This window comes from Halomonas denitrificans (assembly GCA_019800895.1).
Lineage (GTDB): Bacteria > Pseudomonadota > Gammaproteobacteria > Xanthomonadales > Wenzhouxiangellaceae.
This window is the reverse complement of record JAHVKF010000002.1, coordinates 779,184-796,625: the sequence shown is the minus strand read 5'-3', so window position 1 is coordinate 796,625 and position 17,442 is coordinate 779,184. Positions and strand designations below refer to the sequence as shown.

15 protein-coding genes are annotated in these 17,442 nt (G+C 71.0%); 4 read left to right on the top strand and 11 right to left on the bottom strand.

Features of this window, described 5'->3' with window-relative positions; translation table 11 throughout:
* The 5 genes from KUV67_07535 to KUV67_07515 all read right to left on the bottom strand — a co-directional run bounded on the left by KUV67_07535 (nt 1) and on the right by KUV67_07515 (nt 5,678).
* Nucleotides 1-669 carry an ABC transporter ATP-binding protein gene (locus tag KUV67_07535; protein ID MBY6204731.1) on the bottom strand — a complete coding sequence of 223 codons (669 nt, stop codon included), beginning with the start codon at nt 667-669 and terminating at the stop codon, nt 1-3.
* A gap of 22 nt (nt 670-691) precedes the next feature.
* Nucleotides 692-1,120 carry a DUF3429 domain-containing protein gene (locus tag KUV67_07530; protein ID MBY6204730.1) on the bottom strand — a complete coding sequence of 143 codons (429 nt, stop codon included), beginning with the start codon at nt 1,118-1,120 and terminating at the stop codon, nt 692-694.
* 306 nt (nt 1,121-1,426) lie between these two features.
* Nucleotides 1,427-3,307: a tRNA uridine-5-carboxymethylaminomethyl(34) synthesis enzyme MnmG gene (gene mnmG, locus KUV67_07525; protein ID MBY6204729.1), complete on the bottom strand. Its 1,881-nt coding sequence runs from the start codon at nt 3,305-3,307 to the stop codon at nt 1,427-1,429.
* Between the two features lie 133 nt (nt 3,308-3,440).
* Nucleotides 3,441-4,817, bottom strand: coding sequence for a hypothetical protein (locus KUV67_07520; protein ID MBY6204728.1), 1,377 nt, complete (start codon nt 4,815-4,817; stop codon nt 3,441-3,443).
* A gap of 81 nt (nt 4,818-4,898) precedes the next feature.
* The gene (locus KUV67_07515; protein ID MBY6204727.1) at nt 4,899-5,678 is read right to left on the bottom strand and encodes a pteridine reductase; all 780 of its coding nucleotides are present in this window, start codon (nt 5,676-5,678) and stop codon (nt 4,899-4,901) included.
* Nucleotides 5,679-5,788: 110 nt separating this feature from the next.
* On the opposite strand from KUV67_07515, the gene KUV67_07510 reads away from it, so the two are divergent.
* On the top strand, nt 5,789-6,967 hold the full coding sequence (locus tag KUV67_07510; GenBank protein MBY6204726.1) for an SAM-dependent methyltransferase: 1,179 nt from the start codon (nt 5,789-5,791) through the stop codon (nt 6,965-6,967).
* A gap of 88 nt (nt 6,968-7,055) precedes the next feature.
* A complete protein-coding gene (locus KUV67_07505) occupies nt 7,056-9,086 on the top strand; it encodes an EAL domain-containing protein (GenBank protein MBY6204725.1) in 2,031 nt (676 codons plus the stop codon).
* Between the two features lie 47 nt (nt 9,087-9,133).
* Here KUV67_07505 and KUV67_07500 read toward each other — a convergent pair whose 3' ends face one another.
* From KUV67_07500 to KUV67_07490, 3 genes are all read right to left on the bottom strand, one after another.
* Nucleotides 9,134-10,399 carry a multifunctional CCA addition/repair protein gene (locus tag KUV67_07500; protein MBY6204724.1) on the bottom strand — a complete coding sequence of 422 codons (1,266 nt, stop codon included), beginning with the start codon at nt 10,397-10,399 and terminating at the stop codon, nt 9,134-9,136.
* A 29-nt stretch (nt 10,400-10,428) separates the two neighbouring features.
* Nucleotides 10,429-11,373 (bottom strand): complex I NDUFA9 subunit family protein, encoded by a 945-nt coding sequence (locus KUV67_07495; GenBank protein MBY6204723.1) that lies wholly within the window; start codon nt 11,371-11,373, stop codon nt 10,429-10,431.
* 88 nt (nt 11,374-11,461) lie between these two features.
* The gene (locus tag KUV67_07490; GenBank protein MBY6204722.1) at nt 11,462-13,510 is read right to left on the bottom strand and encodes a lytic transglycosylase domain-containing protein; all 2,049 of its coding nucleotides are present in this window, start codon (nt 13,508-13,510) and stop codon (nt 11,462-11,464) included.
* 45 nt (nt 13,511-13,555) lie between these two features.
* Between KUV67_07490 and KUV67_07485 the strand changes: the two genes are divergently transcribed.
* Nucleotides 13,556-14,341 (top strand): sulfite exporter TauE/SafE family protein, encoded by a 786-nt coding sequence (locus tag KUV67_07485; protein MBY6204721.1) that lies wholly within the window; start codon nt 13,556-13,558, stop codon nt 14,339-14,341.
* Here the strand turns inward: KUV67_07485 and KUV67_07480 are convergent.
* The 3 genes from KUV67_07480 to KUV67_07470 all read right to left on the bottom strand — a co-directional run bounded on the left by KUV67_07480 (nt 14,303) and on the right by KUV67_07470 (nt 16,609).
* On the bottom strand, nt 14,303-15,115 hold the full coding sequence (locus KUV67_07480) for an endonuclease/exonuclease/phosphatase family protein (protein ID MBY6204720.1): 813 nt from the start codon (nt 15,113-15,115) through the stop codon (nt 14,303-14,305). The genes KUV67_07485 and KUV67_07480 overlap by 39 nt on opposite strands.
* Before the next feature lie 30 nt (nt 15,116-15,145).
* Nucleotides 15,146-15,847 carry a thiol:disulfide interchange protein DsbA/DsbL gene (locus tag KUV67_07475; protein MBY6204719.1) on the bottom strand — a complete coding sequence of 234 codons (702 nt, stop codon included), beginning with the start codon at nt 15,845-15,847 and terminating at the stop codon, nt 15,146-15,148.
* A 144-nt stretch (nt 15,848-15,991) separates the two neighbouring features.
* Nucleotides 15,992-16,609 (bottom strand): cytochrome c4, encoded by a 618-nt coding sequence (locus KUV67_07470; GenBank protein ID MBY6204718.1) that lies wholly within the window; start codon nt 16,607-16,609, stop codon nt 15,992-15,994.
* A 147-nt stretch (nt 16,610-16,756) separates the two neighbouring features.
* Here KUV67_07470 and yihA point away from each other — a divergent pair, with 147 nt between their 5' ends.
* Nucleotides 16,757-17,368, top strand: a complete 612-nt coding sequence (yihA, locus tag KUV67_07465; protein ID MBY6204717.1) for a ribosome biogenesis GTP-binding protein YihA/YsxC — start codon at nt 16,757-16,759, stop codon at nt 17,366-17,368.
* The last annotated feature ends 74 nt before the right edge of the window (nt 17,369-17,442 follow it).

Sequence of the window (17,442 nt, the reverse complement as noted above, 5' to 3'; positions counted from 1 at the left end):
TCAGGAGTCCCGCGCGACCAGTCGACCGTCACGCAGGTCGAGTGTCCGATCGCAGCGCGACGCGGCCGACGCGCTGTGGGTGACCACGATCAGCGCGCAGTTCTCGGAGCGCACCGCGCCGACCAGCACGTCCATCACCCGATCCCCGGCGGACCGGTCGAGGCTGCCGGTGGGCTCGTCGGCCAGCACCAGGGCGGGGCCGTGGACCAGGGCGCGTGCGATCGCCACGCGCTGCTGCTGGCCGCCCGAGAGCTGGTTCGGGCGGCGATCGAGAAGCTCGGCGATCGCCAGCGCCCGGGTGAGGCGGTCGATCCGGTCCGGATCGCCCGGGGCCCGGCTCAGCCATAGCGCAAGCTCGATGTTCTCGCGCACGCTGAGCGAGTCGACCAGGTTGAAATCCTGGAACACCAGGCCGACCGATCGCGCGCGCTCGCGCGTGCGCTCGGGTTCGGCCAGGGCATGGATCGAGCGACCGGCAAGGCGCACTTCGCCGGCGTCCGGCACGTCCATGCCGGCGGCCAGGTGGAGGAGGGTCGACTTGCCCGATCCCGATGCGCCCATGATGGCGATCGCCTGCCGGCGTGCAAGCTCGAGGTCCACGCCGTCGAGGACCGGGACGCGGCGACGTCCGTCGTGGAAACCGCGCGCCAGCCCGCGCAGGCTCAGCACCGGGGCTTCAGGATGGACCGACTCAGCCACCGCGCGCAGCGACCGCGGCGGTCGCGGCCAGGAGCAGCACGACGGCCCCGCTCAGCAGGGTGCGCAGGCGACGGTACGCGGCATGCTGTGCGGGTCGCGTCCAGCGCGCCTCGGTCAGCGCATGGACCACGAACAGGCCCGCAAGCCAGGCGAAGCCCCAGGACAGCGGCAGCAGGAGCGCGACCAGGGACGCCAGTACGACGAGGTTGCTGATCACCAGCGGCAGTGCCCCGTCGGCCGGCCGGGCCATGCACTCGGCCCAGGTCGCGCCGCAGAGGAACGCGAGAATCAACAGCGCATACGCCCGCAGCAGATCGATCACCCAGCCCGGCCCGCCGAGGGCGACGAAGACCGGAAGGGCGACGAACGGAAGCAGGCCGGACGCTCCGAGGACACGGGCGGCGTGCTGACGGTTCTGCATAAGCGAGAAATCCTGCAGCGAAGTTGTCGCCGAGCATACCCGGCCCGCCCGCGACGAAATGGCAAGATCGCGCAGGCACCGGCGCGTGCCTTGCAGGGCCCGGGCCGTGGGGGCGACCGCAAGGGAGCTTGCGCACACGGGAAAAAGCGAACCCCGGCCGGGAGCCGTGGCCGGGGTTCGCGCGTAACGTTGGATGCGGGGGGAGGGAGTCAGGGTACCGAGAGGTAACCCGCAGCCAACGATTGCAGTATCTCCGAAGACCGTGAATCCGGGGTGAACAGCTCTCGATGCCCTCCCGCAGGGGCGTCAGGCCGCGCTGCGGGCGCGCTTGATCCAGACCAGCAGCTGCGACACGGCCGCTGGCGTCACACCGGGAATCCGGCCCGCCTGACCGACGGTCTCGGGCCGCTGGCGTTCGAGCTTCTCGACCACTTCCGCCGACAGGCCGCGGACGCGGGCGTAGTCGAAGTCGGCAGGAATCCGGGTCTCCTCGGCCGCGCGCGTGCGTTCCACGTCCTGCGCCTGTCGCGCCAGGTAGCCCGCGTAGCGGATGCCGGTCTCCACCTGCTCGGCGACATCGGACCGCGTCGCGCCCGGGCCCAGCCCTTCGACCGCGACCAGCGCGTCGTACCCCACCTCGGGACGCTTGAGCAGATCGGCGGCGGTGATGTCCTTCCGGATCGGGGTCCCGAGCGCGTCCTCGATCTCGCGAGCGCGCGCCGAACCGGCGGTGATTCGCAGTCCGGCCAGCCGCGCGGTCTCGGCCTCGATCGCGCTCCGGCGCCGCTCGAATACCCGGTACCGGTTGTCGTCGACCAGGCCGAGCTCGCGGCCGGCGTCGGTCAGGCGGAGGTCCGCATTGTCCTCGCGAAGCATCAGGCGGTACTCGGCGCGGCTGGTGAACATCCGGTACGGCTCGCTGGTGCCACGGGTGATGAGGTCGTCGATCATCACGCCGATGTAGGCCTCGGATCGGGCCGGTGACCAGGCCTCCCGGCCGGCCACGAGACGGGCCGCGTTCAGGCCGGCGACCAGGCCCTGGGCGCCGGCCTCTTCGTAGCCCGTCGTGCCGTTGATCTGGCCGGCGAGGAACAGGCCGTCGAGGACCTTCGACTCGAGGCTTGGCGAGAGGTCGCGCGGGTCCAGGTAGTCGTACTCGATGGCGTAGCCGGGGCGGGTGATGCGGGCCTGCTCGAGGCCGTCGATGGTGCGCACGAACTCCAGCTGGACGTCGAACGGCAGGCTGGTGGAAATTCCGTTCGGATACCACTCGTTGAGGTCCAGCCCCTCCGGCTCGAGGAAGATCTGGTGCGAATCGCGTTCGGCGAAGCGCACGACCTTGTCCTCGATCGAAGGGCAGTAGCGCGGCCCGACGCCCTCGATCGCGCCGGAATACATCGGCGAACGGTCCAGCGCGCCGCGGATGATCTCGTGCGCGGCTTCTCCCGTTCGGGTGATCCAGCAGGAGCGCTGCTCGGGGTGGTCGTCGACCGAACCGAGGAACGAGAACACGGGCCTCGGGTCGTCCCCGGGCTGCTCCGTCAGGCGCGAGAAGTCGATGCTCCGGCCGTCGATGCGCGGCGGCGTTCCGGTCTTCAGCCGGCCGATCCTGAGCGGCAGCGCGCGGAGGCGCTCGGCCAGCCGGTTGGCGGGCGCGTCCCCGGCTCGGCCCCCGGCGGTGCGCGCATCGCCCATGTGGATCACGCCGCCGAGAAAAGTACCCGTGGTCAGGACCACGGCGCCGGCGTGCAGATCGACGTCGATCGCCGTCCTGCAGCCGACCACCCGGCCGTCGTCGACGATCAGGTCGTCGACCGCCGCCTGGAACAGCGTCAGGCCCGGCTGGTGTTCGACCATGCGGCGGATCGCGGCCCGGTACAGCGACCGGTCGCATTGCGCACGCGTGGCGCGCACGGCCGGGCCCTTGCTGGCGTTCAGGCGCCGCCACTGGATGCCGGCCCGGTCTGCGGCGCGGGCCATGGCACCACCCAGCGCGTCGATCTCGCGGACCAGGTGCCCCTTGCCGATCCCGCCGATCGCCGGATTGCAGCTCATCTGCCCGATCGTCTCGAGATTGTGGGTCACCAGCACGGTCGATGCGCCGCAGCGCGCAGAAGCCAGCGCAGCCTCGGTGCCGGCATGGCCGCCGCCGATCACGATCACGTCGAAGGTTTCCGGATACCTCATGGTCGGTTCGCCGCGCCGGGCGGCGTAGGTTCTGGACTGTTGCTAGTGTACCGCGGCGGCTACAGCGGCCCGGCCAGGTGGCCGGCCAGCGGCGCCGAGCGCCGGGGCGCCGGGCCGCGTTGGCCGGGATCGATCAGCGTCGCCCCCGGCCGTCCGAATCGCGGCGGCTGCGGAGCCGGTCCCGCCCCCCGCTGCTGCGCGTCGGCGCGCTGCGGGCAGGACGTGGTGACGCGCGGCCGGTCGATCGCGGCGGCGGCGCAGCGCGGGGTGCCCGTACGGGTGCGGCGGCGCGGACCCGCGATTCGATTCGTGCGGCCGGCGCCGAACGCGTCGTGGCGCGAGGCGTCGAACGCTGGACCGGCGCCGTGCGATGAAGCGTCTCACGCCGGTTCGATCGGCTCCGCTGCTGCACGGCCGGCGCGGCGCGGGAGGCATCGTACGCACCGCGAGTACGGAGGGTCGACCGGCTCGCCGAACGATGGCGGGTCCGTTCCACGGCTCGATTCGATCCCCGCGTGGACCGGACCGGGGCGGCGTCCGGCCGCCGGGATGTGGATTGCGACCGCGTCCGGGCCCGGTTCACCGCGGCGGTCGGATCGCTGCGGTGGCGCTCGATGCGCCTCGGTGCCGAGCGATCGGCGCCGGCTGTCGGGCGAGCCTGGATCCGGCTGCGGGTCGTGGAGCGGGACGCCTCGCGCTGCGGGGTTACGGCCCGGCGCTCGATCCGCGGCGCGCTTCCGCTGCGTCCGACGATGGGCGCTCCGCGGAGTTCGGCACGCCGCTGCGCCCGCACGTCGCCCCGCTTGTAGGGCTGGGTCGCGCGGCCCAGGGGTTCGCGCTCGGGCACGTACCATGCGCCTCCGGCGCGCCCCGTACGCTGGGAGATCAGGACACTGCGACTGGCCGACGTTTCGCGACGCTGCAGCGCGCGGAGACGGTCGTTGCTCCGATGCACGGGGTGGAGGTCGTTGCGATGACCGTGCCGATGGCCGTAGCGGCTGCCGTACCGGTAGCCGTGACGATATCCGTCGCCGTAGCCGTAGCGGTAGCCATGGCTGTACCAGGCACTGCCGAAGAAGCCGTAGTGCACCGGCCGATAGGCGTAGCCGTAGCCGTGCCACGGGTAGCCGTACCAGGGATCGCTGTACCAGGGGTCGCCGATCGCGACCGAGATGCCGAAGCCGTGGCGGCGATGCCGCGGCCCGTAGCGCCAGCCGGGATAGGGGTAGTAGTAGGGGTCCCAGCTGCCGACCACCACCGAATACGGGTGGTAGTACTGGCTGAAGTAGAAGTAGTCCAGCGACCAGTAGGGGTAGTGCACCGGGTTGGCCGCCCAGGCACGGTCGTGGCCGTAACCCGACGAGGCCGGATAGCTGTGTCCGAGGCCCTCGTCGTAGTAGACGCCCTCATCCGCGTAACGCGGCACGTAGACCGTCGTGCAGCCGGCCAGGGCCATCAGCCCCGCAGCCATCAGGATTCGCAGGCAGAGTCGGTTCGGAAACGTGTTCATCGTCGCGCACCTCCGGAGCGTCGAAGGTGACGGTAGCACGAGCGGATTAACCCAACCTGAACCGGCCCGGCTTCGCCAGGCCTACATCGAGAGGGTCCGCCCACCGTCGACGGCCAGCACCTGGCCGGTCACGTAGGGCGCGTCGAGGGCGAGAAAGGCCACCGCGCCGGCGATGTCGTCGGGGGTTCCCTGGCGACCCAGCGGGACACGCTCCAGGCGTTGCGCGGCGACCTCCGCGGTCGGCGAGTCCTCGCCTTCCGGCCACAGGATCGAGCCCGGAGCGACGGCGTTGACCCGGACCCGAGGCGCCAGGTCCTTGGCCAGGGCGCGGGTCTGCATGATCAGCCCGGCCTTGGCCTGCGAGTAGATCGCGTGACCGGCCAGCGGCACCATCCCGTGGATATCGACCAGGTTGACGATGGCGCCGCTCCTATCGTGATCCGTTCCACGCCCCGGTCGATCGGCCATGGCGCGCGCCGCCGCCAGGGACAGCCAGAAGGGACCGCGCTGGTTGCTGTCGACGAGCGCATCCCAGTCGGCCGGGCCGGCGCGGTCGAGCGGCGTCGGGTAGAAACCCGATGCGTTGTTGACGAGCACGTCGACCCGACCGAAGGCCTCGAGCGCGGCCGAAACGATCCGTCCCGGCGCCTCGTCGTCGCCGAGATCGGCCACCGCCAGCGCGGCACTGCCGGGCCGCTCGTTGTTCAGCGCGGCCACCCGTTCTTCGGCGTCCCTCACCGATCCGCGACAATGGATCAACACGTTCAGCCCGCGCCGGTGCAGCGTCTCGGCAATGGCCGCACCGAGGCGGCGAGCCGCGCCCGTTACAATCGCGGTCCTCTCTTCCTGTCCCTTGCCCATTGTCCCGTTTCTCCTCGAACTCGTTTCCGCCATCGACGCCGCGGCCCGGCCGCCCGGGGACGCTCGATCTGCCCGAGCCGCCGTCCGAACTCGCGGAACTCAGCGCCGCATTGTGGACCAGGATCGTCAACGAGATCGAACGCGACGGGCCGATGCCGTTCCGCCGGTACATGGAGATGGCGCTCTACGAACCCGGTCACGGCTACTACGTCAATGGTCTGCACAAGTTCGGACAGGCCGGCGATTTCACCACCGCCCCGGAACAGGGCGCGCTGTTCGGCACCGCGCTCGCCGGTTGGCTGGACGGCCTGTCCGCCTCGCTGGATCTCGACGAGCGCGAGGACTGGACCCTTCTCGAGCTCGGCCCCGGTTCCGGCGCGCTGGCGCGAACGCTGCTCGAAACGATGGAGCGGCCACCGCGCCGGATGCTGCTGCTGGAACCGAGCGCCGCCCTGCGCGAGGTCCAGCGCGAAACGCTGGCCGCGCTGCCCGAATCGCTGGCCCGGCGGGTGGAATGGATCGACCGACCGCCCGATGCTGCGTTCGACGGGGCGATCATCGGCAACGAGGTCATCGACGCGCTGCCGGTGGAGCGGATCCGGGTCGAGCCGTCGGGCCCGCTGCGCGAAGTGCTGGAGATCGACGCCAGGGGCCCACGCTGGGCCGGCCGGGCCATCGATCCGACAGCGGATCGCGAATCGGACCGGCGAGCGGACCGGCAAGCGGACCGGCAAGCGGCCGCACGCCTGGCCGAGGCGATCGCGCGGCTCGAAGCCGACCTCGACGCGCCGCTCGGCGAGGGCTACCGCACCGAGGTCTGCGTCGACCTGCCGGACTGGCTGCGCACCGTGACCGCGCCGCTGCGACGCGGGGCCGTGGTGCTGGCCGACTACGGCTATCCACGACGCGAGTACTACCACCCCGACCGGTCCGACGGCACGCTGGTCTGCCAGTATCGCCACCGCGCCCACTTCGACCCCCTGGTCTGGCCCGGCCTGACCGATCTGTCGGCGTTCGTGGATTTCACCGCGGTGGCCGACGGACTGATCGACTCGGGTCTGGAGCTGGCGGGCTTCACGACCCAGGCCGGATTCCTGCTCGGCAGCGGCCTCCTCGACCGGCTCGGCGCCGTCGAAGACGAGCGTGAACGGCTGAGGCTGGCGGGCGAATTCAAGCGGCTGGCCCTGCCGGGCGAGATGGGCGAGAAGTTCAAGCTGATCGCCGCAACGCGCGACGCGGCGGCGCCGCTGGCCGCGTTCGAGCTTGCCGACCACCGGGGACGACTCTAGCCGGAGCGCCCGCGGCGACGGGCCCTCGATGGTTTCGGCCGGGCCGAGGGAGTATATTTGCCCGACGGCCTCGCAGGAGGGTCTCGATGTGAACATGCATCCGGCAGAGCTGGTGATTGCCATCCAGCTGGTGCAGTGCGTCGCCAGCCTCGTCCTTGCCGGCCTGCTCTGGGTGTTCGTCCGTTCGTTCCAGCAGACGTTTCTCTTCCACTGGGCCCTGAGCGCCACGGCGCTGGCCGTCTACCTGGCCACATCGACGGCGTCGCTGGCAATCTGGTGGGCCGTGCCCGACTGGGCGATCCTGCGGCTGGTGCTGGCGTCGCTGTCCCTGGCGGCAGCCTATCCGCACGTCGCCTGGCTGCTGATGGGTGCCTGGGAAGCCTCTCGAGGCCGCTCCCTGGTCGGTCGGCGCTGGATCGGGGTCGCCGTGGCCGCCGCCCTGTTCGGCGTGGCAACGTCGCTGGTCTTGCCCTTCGATCCCGACGCCGGCGCGCTGCGCAACGCCTTGCGCGTCGATCTGCGCTACGCGCTGACCGGCACCGCGTTCGTCTGCGCCGGCGTCCTGCTCTGGCGCGCCCAGCGAGGACGCGGACAGATCGGCGCCCGACTCGGTGCGATCGCGTTCCTGTTGTATGGCCTGCAGGGGCTGCACGTCGCCGGGATCAACCAGTGGACGCGCGCGGGAGGCTCCGCGCCGTTCTACCTCGGTTACGTCAACCTGCTCGATTTCCTGTTCCAGTCCCTGATGGCGCTCGGGATCATCGTCTGGCTGCTCGAGTTGCAGCGCCTGCGCACCCATCGGATCCACAGCGAACTGACGCACATCCGCCAGCACGATCCGGGCACGGGTTTGCCGAATCGCGCGATGGTGACCGAACAGCTGGGCGAGATGATGGGCCAGTCCGGGCCGGACCGGCTCGCCGTGCTGTCGATCGGGGTCAACCGGTTCTCGCTGGTCCACCAGGTGCTGGGCTGGGACCAGGCCGAAGCGATGATGATGGAGACCGCCGACAGGATTCACCGCTCGCTGAACCGACGATGCGTGCTGGGGCGACTCAGCGAGCGCGATTTCCTGGTCGTCCGGCCCACGCTGGACGATCCGATCCAGGTGCTGGAATGGACCGAACAGCTGCTCGCCGCCAACAGTCGCCCGCTGCATATCGGAGACCAGGAGGTCTTCGTCAGCCTGTGTGCGGGCATCAGCCTGTTTCCCGACGACGGCGCATCGCCGGGGACCCTGGTCCGCCAGGCACAGCAGGCGCTGATGCGATCCAGCCGGCTGGGACGGAACGCCACCCTGTTCCGTGACCTGAGCCAGCGCGAAGCGGAGGACGACGAGACCTCCCTCAAGCTTGAAGCCGAACTGCGCCGCGGCCTGGACGAGGACCGGTTCGAGATGCACTACCAGCCGATCATCGCCCTGAGCGATTACGAAGTGGTCGGGTTCGAGGCGCTGCTGCGGTGGCGCCATCCGCAGCGAGGCCTGCTGTCGCCGGCCGCGTTCCTCGACCAGGCCGCCGAGATCGGTGTGCTGGCCGAGCTGGAGCAGCGGGCCCTGCAGCTGGCGATCGGCCAGTTGCGCAACTGGCACCTCGATCGCGCGCGCCGCAGGCTGCGCATGTCGATCAACATCAGCGCGCAGAAGTTCCAGCAGGCGGACCTGGTCGAGCAGGTGCTCGAGGTCTGCGACCAGTTCGCGGTCGCGCCGGACCGCATTCAGCTCGAAATCACCGAGGACACGGCGATCCGCGATCTGCAGAGCGGGAACGACAACATCCGCGCGCTGCAGGAGCGCGGCATCCGGATCGCGCTGGACGACTTCGGCACCGGCTACAGCAGCCTGGCCCACCTGCGCGAACTGCACGTCGACCAGATCAAGCTCGATCGCCAGTTCCTCAACGGCCTGGAGACCGACCCGCGCCAGCGCGAACTCGTGCGCGCGATGGTAGGCCTGACCCACAGTCTGGAGATGGAAGTGGTGGCCGAGGGCGTCGAGCGCCCGGAGCAGATGGCGTTCCTCGCCGAGAGCGGCTGCGACTACGTCCAGGGGCACCTGCTGCAGAAGCCGAGGGCGGCGGATCTGTGCCATTTCCGCATGCGCAGGCTGGCGGTGGTCTAGGGCCGCGTTCCGGGGGCGCGGCACCGTCGCCACCCCAGGCCGCCGCTTCACCGCAAGCGGCCCGGCGCGTCCTTGCCGATCGCGGGCCGGGCGTCCCGCAGCCGGCGCACCCTGGCGATCCGCTCGGCCTCGATCGCTTTACCCAGCGCGGCGCCGGACAACCCCTTCGCGGTCAGCGGCTCGACGTCGATCGACGCCGTCGCCGCGGCCTGGCGACGGAGATAATCGACGGTGGGCACGGGCGAGCCGACCCGACCCTTGCGGCCCTGGCGATCGGCCTGGCAGGCCTGCAGGAAGTGCTCGAAGCGCTCCGGCCGGCGCCACGCATCGAGTTTGCGCAGCAGCCGGACCAGCGTCGCTGGACGCAGGTCGAATGCGCGATGGGCATCGAGGTGGTGCTCGCAGACGAGCAGCCCGAGCTCGCGGCACGCATTGGGCACCTTCAGCCGGTCGCAGACCGCGCGCACCGGGTCCAGCCCGGCGCGCTCGTGGCCGCGGTGGGCGGGCAGGTCCGCGGCCGGCGTGAGCCCCTTGCCGAGGTCGTGGACCAGCGCGGCGAAGCGGACCGGCAGCGCCCGATCGTCGGCGGCGGCAACGTCGAGGACCCGCATCACGTGTTCGCCCGTATCGATCTCCGGGTGCCACCGGGCAACCTGCGGCACGCCGAACAGCGCGTCGAGTTCCGGCAGCAGCCGGGCCAGCGCACCGGCCTCCCGAAGCACCCGGAAGAAGCGCGACGGCCGCCGGTGCATCAAGGCCCGCGCCATCTCCTGCCACACGCGCTCCGGTACCAGGTGGTCGATCTCGCCGTCGTCGACCAGCTTCCGGGCCAGCGCCAGCGTTTCTTCGGCAATGGCGAATTCGGCGAAGCGGGTCGCGAAGCGGGCCAGGCGCAGCAAGCGCACCGGGTCCTCCGCGAAGGCGGGAGAAACGTGGCGGAGGACGCGGCGATCGAGATCGGCTCGACCGCCGAACGGATCGACCAGCGACCCGTCGCGGGCTTCGGCAATCGCGTTGACGGTCAGATCGCGGCGGCGAAGGTCCTCTTCCAGCCCGACCCCGGGGCCCGCGTGGAACGTGAAGCCGGCGTAGCCGCGCCCGGACTTGCGTTCGGTCCGGGCCAGCGCGAACTCCTCGCCGCTGTCGGGGTGCAGGAACACGGGAAAATCCTGGCCGACCGGCCGGAACCCTCGTTCGGCCAATGCCTCCGGCGTCGCACCGACCACCACGAAGTCGCTGTCGGCGACCGGGCGGCCGAGCAACGCGTCGCGCACCGCGCCGCCGACCCGGTACACCTCGAGGCCGTCGAGCAGCGGGTCAGCGGCCCAGTCCGGGCGCACGGTCAGCCGCGCCGTGCGTGCTGGCGGAAGCGCCGGTAGCGCGACTGTCGGCCGCCATCGGCCAACCAGTCGACCGCTTTTTCCGACAGGCCCCAGGGCGCCATGCCGAGCCGTTCGAAGCCCGGATCGCTACACACCGAATCCACGCGAAGCGACTTGAAGTTGTCCGACGAGAACGGGCGCCCGGGGACGAAATCGAAGATCCGCCCCTGCAGCCAGCCCAACGCGTCGGGCAGCCCGACGACCCAGCGGCGCATGCCCCGCTGCCGGGCGACCCATCGCACCAGCTCGGCCAGCGTCCAGGTCTCGGCCCCGCAGAGTTCGTAGGTCTGGCCGGTCGCATCGTCACGTTCCAGCGCGCGCGCGAAGGCCTCGACCACGTCGTCGACGTAGACCGGTGCGAAGCGCGCCCCGGGCCGCGCCAGCGGCAGGACCGGGGAGATCGCCAGCAGCCCGGCGAAGCGATTCAGGAAGGAGTCGTCGGGTCCGAAGATGGTCGACGGCCGGAACAGGGTCCAGTCCAGTCCGGACTCGCGTACCCGGGCTTCGCCCTCGCCCCGGGTCCTCAGGTAGTGGCTGTCGCCGGCACCGGCGTTCAGCGCGCTCATGTGGATCAGTCGACCGACGCCGGCTCGCCGGCAGGCTTCGATCGCGCCTTCGACCAGGGTGACGTGGGCGCGGCGGAACCCGTCGCCGCCGAAGCCCCGCTCGTTGAGGATGCCGACCAGGTTGACTAGCGCATCGTGGCCGGCCAGGGTCCCGGTCAGGGCATCGACGTCGTAGGGATCGAGCGTCTCGATCCGGGTGCCGGGGACCACCTTCAGGTGTCGGGCACCGGGCGCGTAGCGCGTGATCACGGTGATCCGGTGTCCGTCGGCCGCCAGGCGACGCGTCAGGTGGCTGCCGACGAAGCCGGAGCCGCCGAGCATCAGGATCTTCTTGGTCATCGTGTTCTCCGGGTCGAATCGGTGGCGCGATCGAGGATCTCTTCGGCCGGGCGACCGGTCCAGGCCGTGCGCCGCAACCGCCGTTCGCCTATTGTGCCGAAATCGGCCCGGACGGGGCGGCGTTCGGCTGCGGGCAGGCGAACGCGCCGGCATCGCCCCGGCCGATCACGTGACGGGCCAGCAGCGAGGGCGATCGCTGCAGCTGCCATTCGTAGACGGTGGCGAAGGCGAGGACCCGCGGCACGTAGTCACGGGTCTCGAAGTACGGCAGGGTCTCGATCCAGATGTCGGCGGGCAGGCCTCGACGCTCCTGCTGCCAGCGCTCGGCCGCCCCCGGCCCGGCGTTGTAGGCGGCAGCGACCCGGGTGAATTCGCCGGCAAACCGCTGCTGCAGTTCGCCGAGGTGGGCGATGCCGAGGGCGAGATTGCGCGCCGGGTCGTAGAGATCCGACGGCCCGCGGTACGGAAGACCGAAGCGCGCCGCCACACCGCGAGCGGTGCCGTCGACCAGCTGCAGCAGACCGCGGGCGTCGGCCGAGGAGCGCGCGTCGGCCTGCATCGCCGACTCGGCGCGCATCAATCCGAGAACCAGCGCCGGGTCGACCCCGTGGCGGGCGGCGGTCCGCTCGATCCGTTCGCGCTCGACGATCGGAAACCGCCAGGGATAGGCCGTGCTCGCCCCGGCGCGGGCCAGCGCCGTGATGGCGCGATCGTGCCAGCCCTCCGCCGACGCCAGCAGCGCGGCCTGTTCGAGCTCGGCGGCGCGCAGTCGGTCGCTGACCCGGTTCCAGGTCCAGCGCGCGTCATGGTTCAAGCCGACCCGATACAGCTCGAGCGCACGGGCGAACTCGGCATCGCGCAGCAGGCGCCGCTGGAGATCGCCGTCGGCCGGAAGCTCGCGGCTGCACAGGGTCAGCGGTTGGTCGGTCCGCAGCGCGGCTAGGAACCCGTAGTAATCGGCCTCGGCAGCCAGCGTACCGAGCACCAGCCCGGCCTCGGGCCGCCCCAGCGCGGCCAGCGCCCGGCCGCGCCAGTAGCGCCAGCGTCCCTCCAGCTGCGCTTCGGCCGACATGCGCTGCACGCTGTCGAGCACCGCGGCCCAGTCGCCGTGCACCAGGGCGACGCGCAGCCGCCATTGCAGCAACTGGTCGTCGATCCAGTCGTCGGGCAGCGCATCGATCGTCGCGACCGCACCCGGATCCAGGTCGACGGCCTGGAACAGGGCGATCCGGCGCCGGACCGGCGCGATCTCGTCGTCTTCGAACTGCATCCGGGCCTGGAACCGGCCCAGCCACGTCGAGGCACTGGCCCAGTCCTGGCCGGCCAGGCGATGCAGCCCCCAGGCCACGAGCTGGCGCGGCCTCGGCTGGTCCGGCCAGCCCCGGGCGTCGGCGAGGCCCGACGCGGGACGGCGCGCCATCTTCAACCAGCCCTCGGCCAGCGGCCGATCGAGCGGCGCGAGGTATCGCCGCAGATAGCCGGCCAGCGCCAGCTCGCCGGCCTCGACGGCGAGACCGAAGCGCTGCCACGCGATCTCCGTGTCCGGGTGGCCCTGCCGCCGCCACCACGCGAACAGCGGATCGCAGGCGGCCGGTCGGGAAACGGGACTCAGCCAGAGCGCGCCGGCCCGGTCCTCGAGCGACTCGCTGTCTTCGCCGGCGCGCAGCCGGTCGCGCAGCTCGAGGCAGCGGACCTCCGCATCCTCGCTCTCCGGCACGTACCGGCGCAGCGCGTCGAACTGGCCGGAACGCGCCAGGTGGCGCTGCCAGGCTCGGACCAGGCGATCGTGAAAGGACCAGTCGCGGTGGCGGGCGAGAAAGCGACTCATCGACGCCGGGTCGTAGTCCGCGAGGCGCTGGCGCCGCAGTTCGAACTCGAGGTAGGGCGTCAGCGGATAATCGGGCAGGCGGGCGATCGCCCGGGCCAGGAACTCGTGGTCGCCGCGACCGGCGCGGGCCCAGGCTTCGCGGAAGATCTCGCGCTGCTCGGCCGGGGTCGCGGGTCCCGCGGCGGCCACCGGCTGGGCCAGCGCCGGCGGCAAGGCAAGGGCCTGCGCGGCGAGAACCGCGGCCAGCGCGGCCGCGAAGGCGAGGGCGCGAGGGGCCACGGAGAGGAACGATGAGAGCCTGGACGTCATGATGTGTTTCGCTCAGAACGACGGAGATGGATTCGAGACGTGCCGATGATCGAATGGATTGCGTTGCTGTCCACCGGCGCCGCGGCCGGGCTGCTCGCCGGCCTGCTGGGTATCGGCGGCGGGTTGGTGATCGTACCTGCGGTGACGGCGTTGTTGGTCGCGCGCGGGCTGTCGGTCGATGCCGCGGTACCCGCCGCCGTGGCGACTGCCCTCGGCTCCATGCTCCTGACTTCGGCGAGCAGCGCGCTGGCCCATGCGCGTGGCGGGCGCATGGACTGGGCCGCTGCACTTCGGCTGGGCCCCGCGCTGGCCCTGGGCGGGCTGTTCGGCGGCTGGATCGCGCCGGCGCTCGGGGGCGCGGTGCTGGCCCGCGTGTTCGGCGCGCTGGCGGCAGTGATCGGTTTGCGGATGCTGTTCGCCGTGCGGCCCGCGCGAGCGCACCGACCGGCGAAAGCCCGCGGCTGGTGGGCGGCCGGCCCGCTGATCGGAGCGCTCTCGGCGCTGATCGGTATCGGCGGCGGCAGCTTCAACGTCCCGTACCTCGTCCACAACGGCTACTCCCCGCTTCGCGCGGTCGCGGTGGCCGCGGCCTGCGGCTGGCCCATCGCGCTGGCCGGCGCGACGGGCTTCGCGCTGCGCGGTCTGGAACCGGGCGCGGTGCCGGGCCTGTTCGGCCACCTGTATCTTCCGGGAATGGTGCTGGTCGGCCTCGCCGGGCTGGCCTCCGCCCCCCTGGGCGCGCGACTGGCCGAACGGCTGGGCTCCGAGCGGCTGGGCCGGGTGTTCGGCGCGCTACTGCTGGTCGTTGCCTTGCGCATGGCGCTGCAGTGAGACGCCGGCCGGCAGCCCGATCGTCATGGCCAGTGGTCGGTGGTCGGAGAGCGTGCTCGGCAGCACGTCGAGTTCCAGCACGTCGAGCCCCGGCGAGACCAGGATGTGGTCGATCGCGCGCTGGGGGCGCCAGCTGGGGAAGGTCAGCAGGTCGCGGCGCGGCTCGATCAGCCCCGCGTTCGAGCAGAATTCCCGGATTTCCCGGCTTTCCGGCCCGGCGTTCAGGTCGCCCATCACGACCACGTTGGGCTGGCGGTCGACCAGGTGGGCGACGTAGCGGAGCTGCTGCAGCCGTGCGCGCCTGCCGAGGGCGAGATGGAGCACGACCAGCCAGAGTGCATCGGGCCCGCCACCGAACTTGAGTACAAGGGCACCGCGCCCGGGGATGGCCCCCGGCAGGCGGTGTTCGTCGACCTGGTCCGGAGCGTAGCGGCTGAGGACACCGTTGCCGGCGTGGGCGATCACGCCGACCTTGCGGTTGGCCTGGTGCGTCCACCAGGGGAAGCCGGCGTGCGAGGCGATGTACTTGGCCTGGTTGACGAAGCCCGAGCGCAGGCTTCCGCAATCGACCTCCTGCAGCCCGACGATGTCGTAGGGCCCGACCAGGTCGGCGATCGCATCGAGGTTGTCGATCCGCTGGTTGTTCGGCAGGACCTGCCGCCAGCTGCGGGTGACGTACTCGCGGTAGTTGGCGGTGCTGGTGCCGGCCTGGATGTTGTAGCTGACCAGTCGCAGCTGGTCCGGACCCTCGCCCGTCACGTGGAGCGGGCCGATCGAGCCCGGCCGGCCAGCGACCGGGGGCGATCAGGATTCGGCGGTCGCGGCGGCTCCGGCATCGGCCTCGCCTGCACTGTCGTCGTCGGTGCCGGCGGCCGTCTCGGCGCGTTCGCGCTCGATCAGGTAATCGGCGACCGCCAGCATGTCCTCGAAGGTGCTGCCGCGCTGCGGGCTGACCCGCCACTTGCCGTTGATCACCAGCGTCGGCGTGGACCGGATGCCCCACTTGCCGAGTTCGGCGCGGCCCTTGCGCATCGCGGCCTCGACGGGGAACGAGCCGGCGGTGGATTCGAACGCCTCGGCGTCGACGCCGAACTGGCTGTGGAACTCCGCCAGATCGGACAGCGTGCGGATCGAGCGGCGCTCATCGTGCAGCGCTTCGAACAGCGCCACGTGCGATTCGTCGAGGATGTCCATCACGTTTGCGGTCACGTAGGCACGGGCGAACGGTTCCCACGACCGGTTGAAGGACACCGGCACGCGGCGGAAGGTCACGTCCTCGGCGAGTTCTTCTTCCCAGGCGCTGACGTAGGGCTGGAAGTTGCGGCAGTGCGGGCACATGTAGCTGAACACTTCGACGACCTCGATTCCGCCGTCGGTCTCGGCCGCGGCCGGTCCGTCGATCCGTTCGAAGTGGGTGCCCTCGACGAACTGGGCCTGGGCGAGAGGTGCGAAAAGCAGGCCGACGAAGAACGTGGCGCCGGCAACGAGTCTGGTAGCAGCTGTCATGGTCAGCGATTTCCTTTCGATGATTCGGTCGCGGGACCGGAGATGATCCTGAACGCCACGCGGCATCCCGTCATCTCGCTTCCCATCGGAGTCCGGCGGCACCGTCGGCCGCCGCTGAACTTCTACTGACCGCGGCGAGCGCGGTCAGTTCCCCGCCGGCGCGGAGCGATGCAGGCCTTCGATGTAGGAACTCACCGCGTCGATTTCCTCGTCCGTGAGGTTCGCGGCGACGCCGACCATGATCGCGCTGTTGCTGTCGTAGGACTGGCCGTCGCGGTAGCGGCGCAGGCGGTCGGCAGTGTAGTCCGCGTGCTGGGCGCGCAGCATCGGGTAGCCCATTTCGGGAATTCCGTTCCCGGTCGGCCCGTGGCAGGCCATGCACGACGGCACGCCGGACTCGATGTTGCCGCCGTGATAGATCGATCGACCCAGGTCGACCAGCGCCTCGTCGGCCACGCCGGGTTCGATTTCCTGCGTCGCGTACCAGGCAGCGATGTCGGCGATGTCCTCGTCGCTCAGGTTCATGACGATCGGGTACATCTGCGGCACTTCGCGCTGCTGGTCTCGGACCATCCGGGTCTGGCGCGCGGTGTAGTCGGCGTGCTGGCCGGCGATCTTGGGCCACTGGGCGATCTGGCTGTTGCCGTCCATGCCGTGACAGGCCGCGCAGACAGAGGCCTTGGATTCTCCGGCCGCCGGGTCGCCGGCGCCGAACGCGGCCGTCGAGGCCAGGGCAAGAAGGAGGAGGGCTGCTCGAAGCATCGTGGGTCGCTCCATGAAGCGTTGGTTTCGAATAGGGTTGGTGTCCGGCCCGACCGTCTGCAGGGATGCTGCAGTCGTCCGTGCCGGTCCCGTCGGCCGACGGGCCAATCCGCTATTATCGCCGGATCGACCCGCGCAGACCAGAGCATGAGCGATATTCGCCGTCTGCTGCATTCGGCAGTGTACCGGATCAGTGTCCACAACCGTCCACAGCTGCCGCCCGACGAGGGCATCGAGGTGGCCGTTGCAGGGCGCTCCAACGCCGGCAAGTCCAGCCTGATCAACCGGCTGTGCCGGCAGACGTCGCTTGCTCGCACCAGCCGCACGCCCGGCCGGACGCGCCAGCTGGTGTTCTTCCAGCTCGACGAGCAGCGCCATCTCGTCGACCTGCCCGGTTACGGCTACGCCGCGGTCAGCGGCGACATGAAGAAGCATTGGCAGGGCCTGATCCAGGGCTACCTCGAGAAACGCGCCGCGCTGGCCGGCCTGGTCATCGTCATGGACATCCGCCACCCGCTGAAGGACACGGACCGCCAGCTGGCCGAGTTCGCGCTGCACCGCCACCTGCCGATGCACGTGGTGCTGACCAAGGCGGACAAGCTGGGCCACGGCAAGCGGGTCGAGGCGGTGCGGGCGGTGCGGCAGGCGTTCGGCGGTCGGGCCACGGTCCAGGCGTTTTCGGCCACCAAGGGCATCGGCCTCGAAGACCTGGAAGCGGTGATGGCCGCGTGGTACGGAGTGGACGTCCAGGGCGGTTGAGTCGCGGTAGAATGTTCGGCTCGTCGGCGGCCGCGCGGCCTCGCGAACGACACATCGCCCAGCCTCTGATGGTG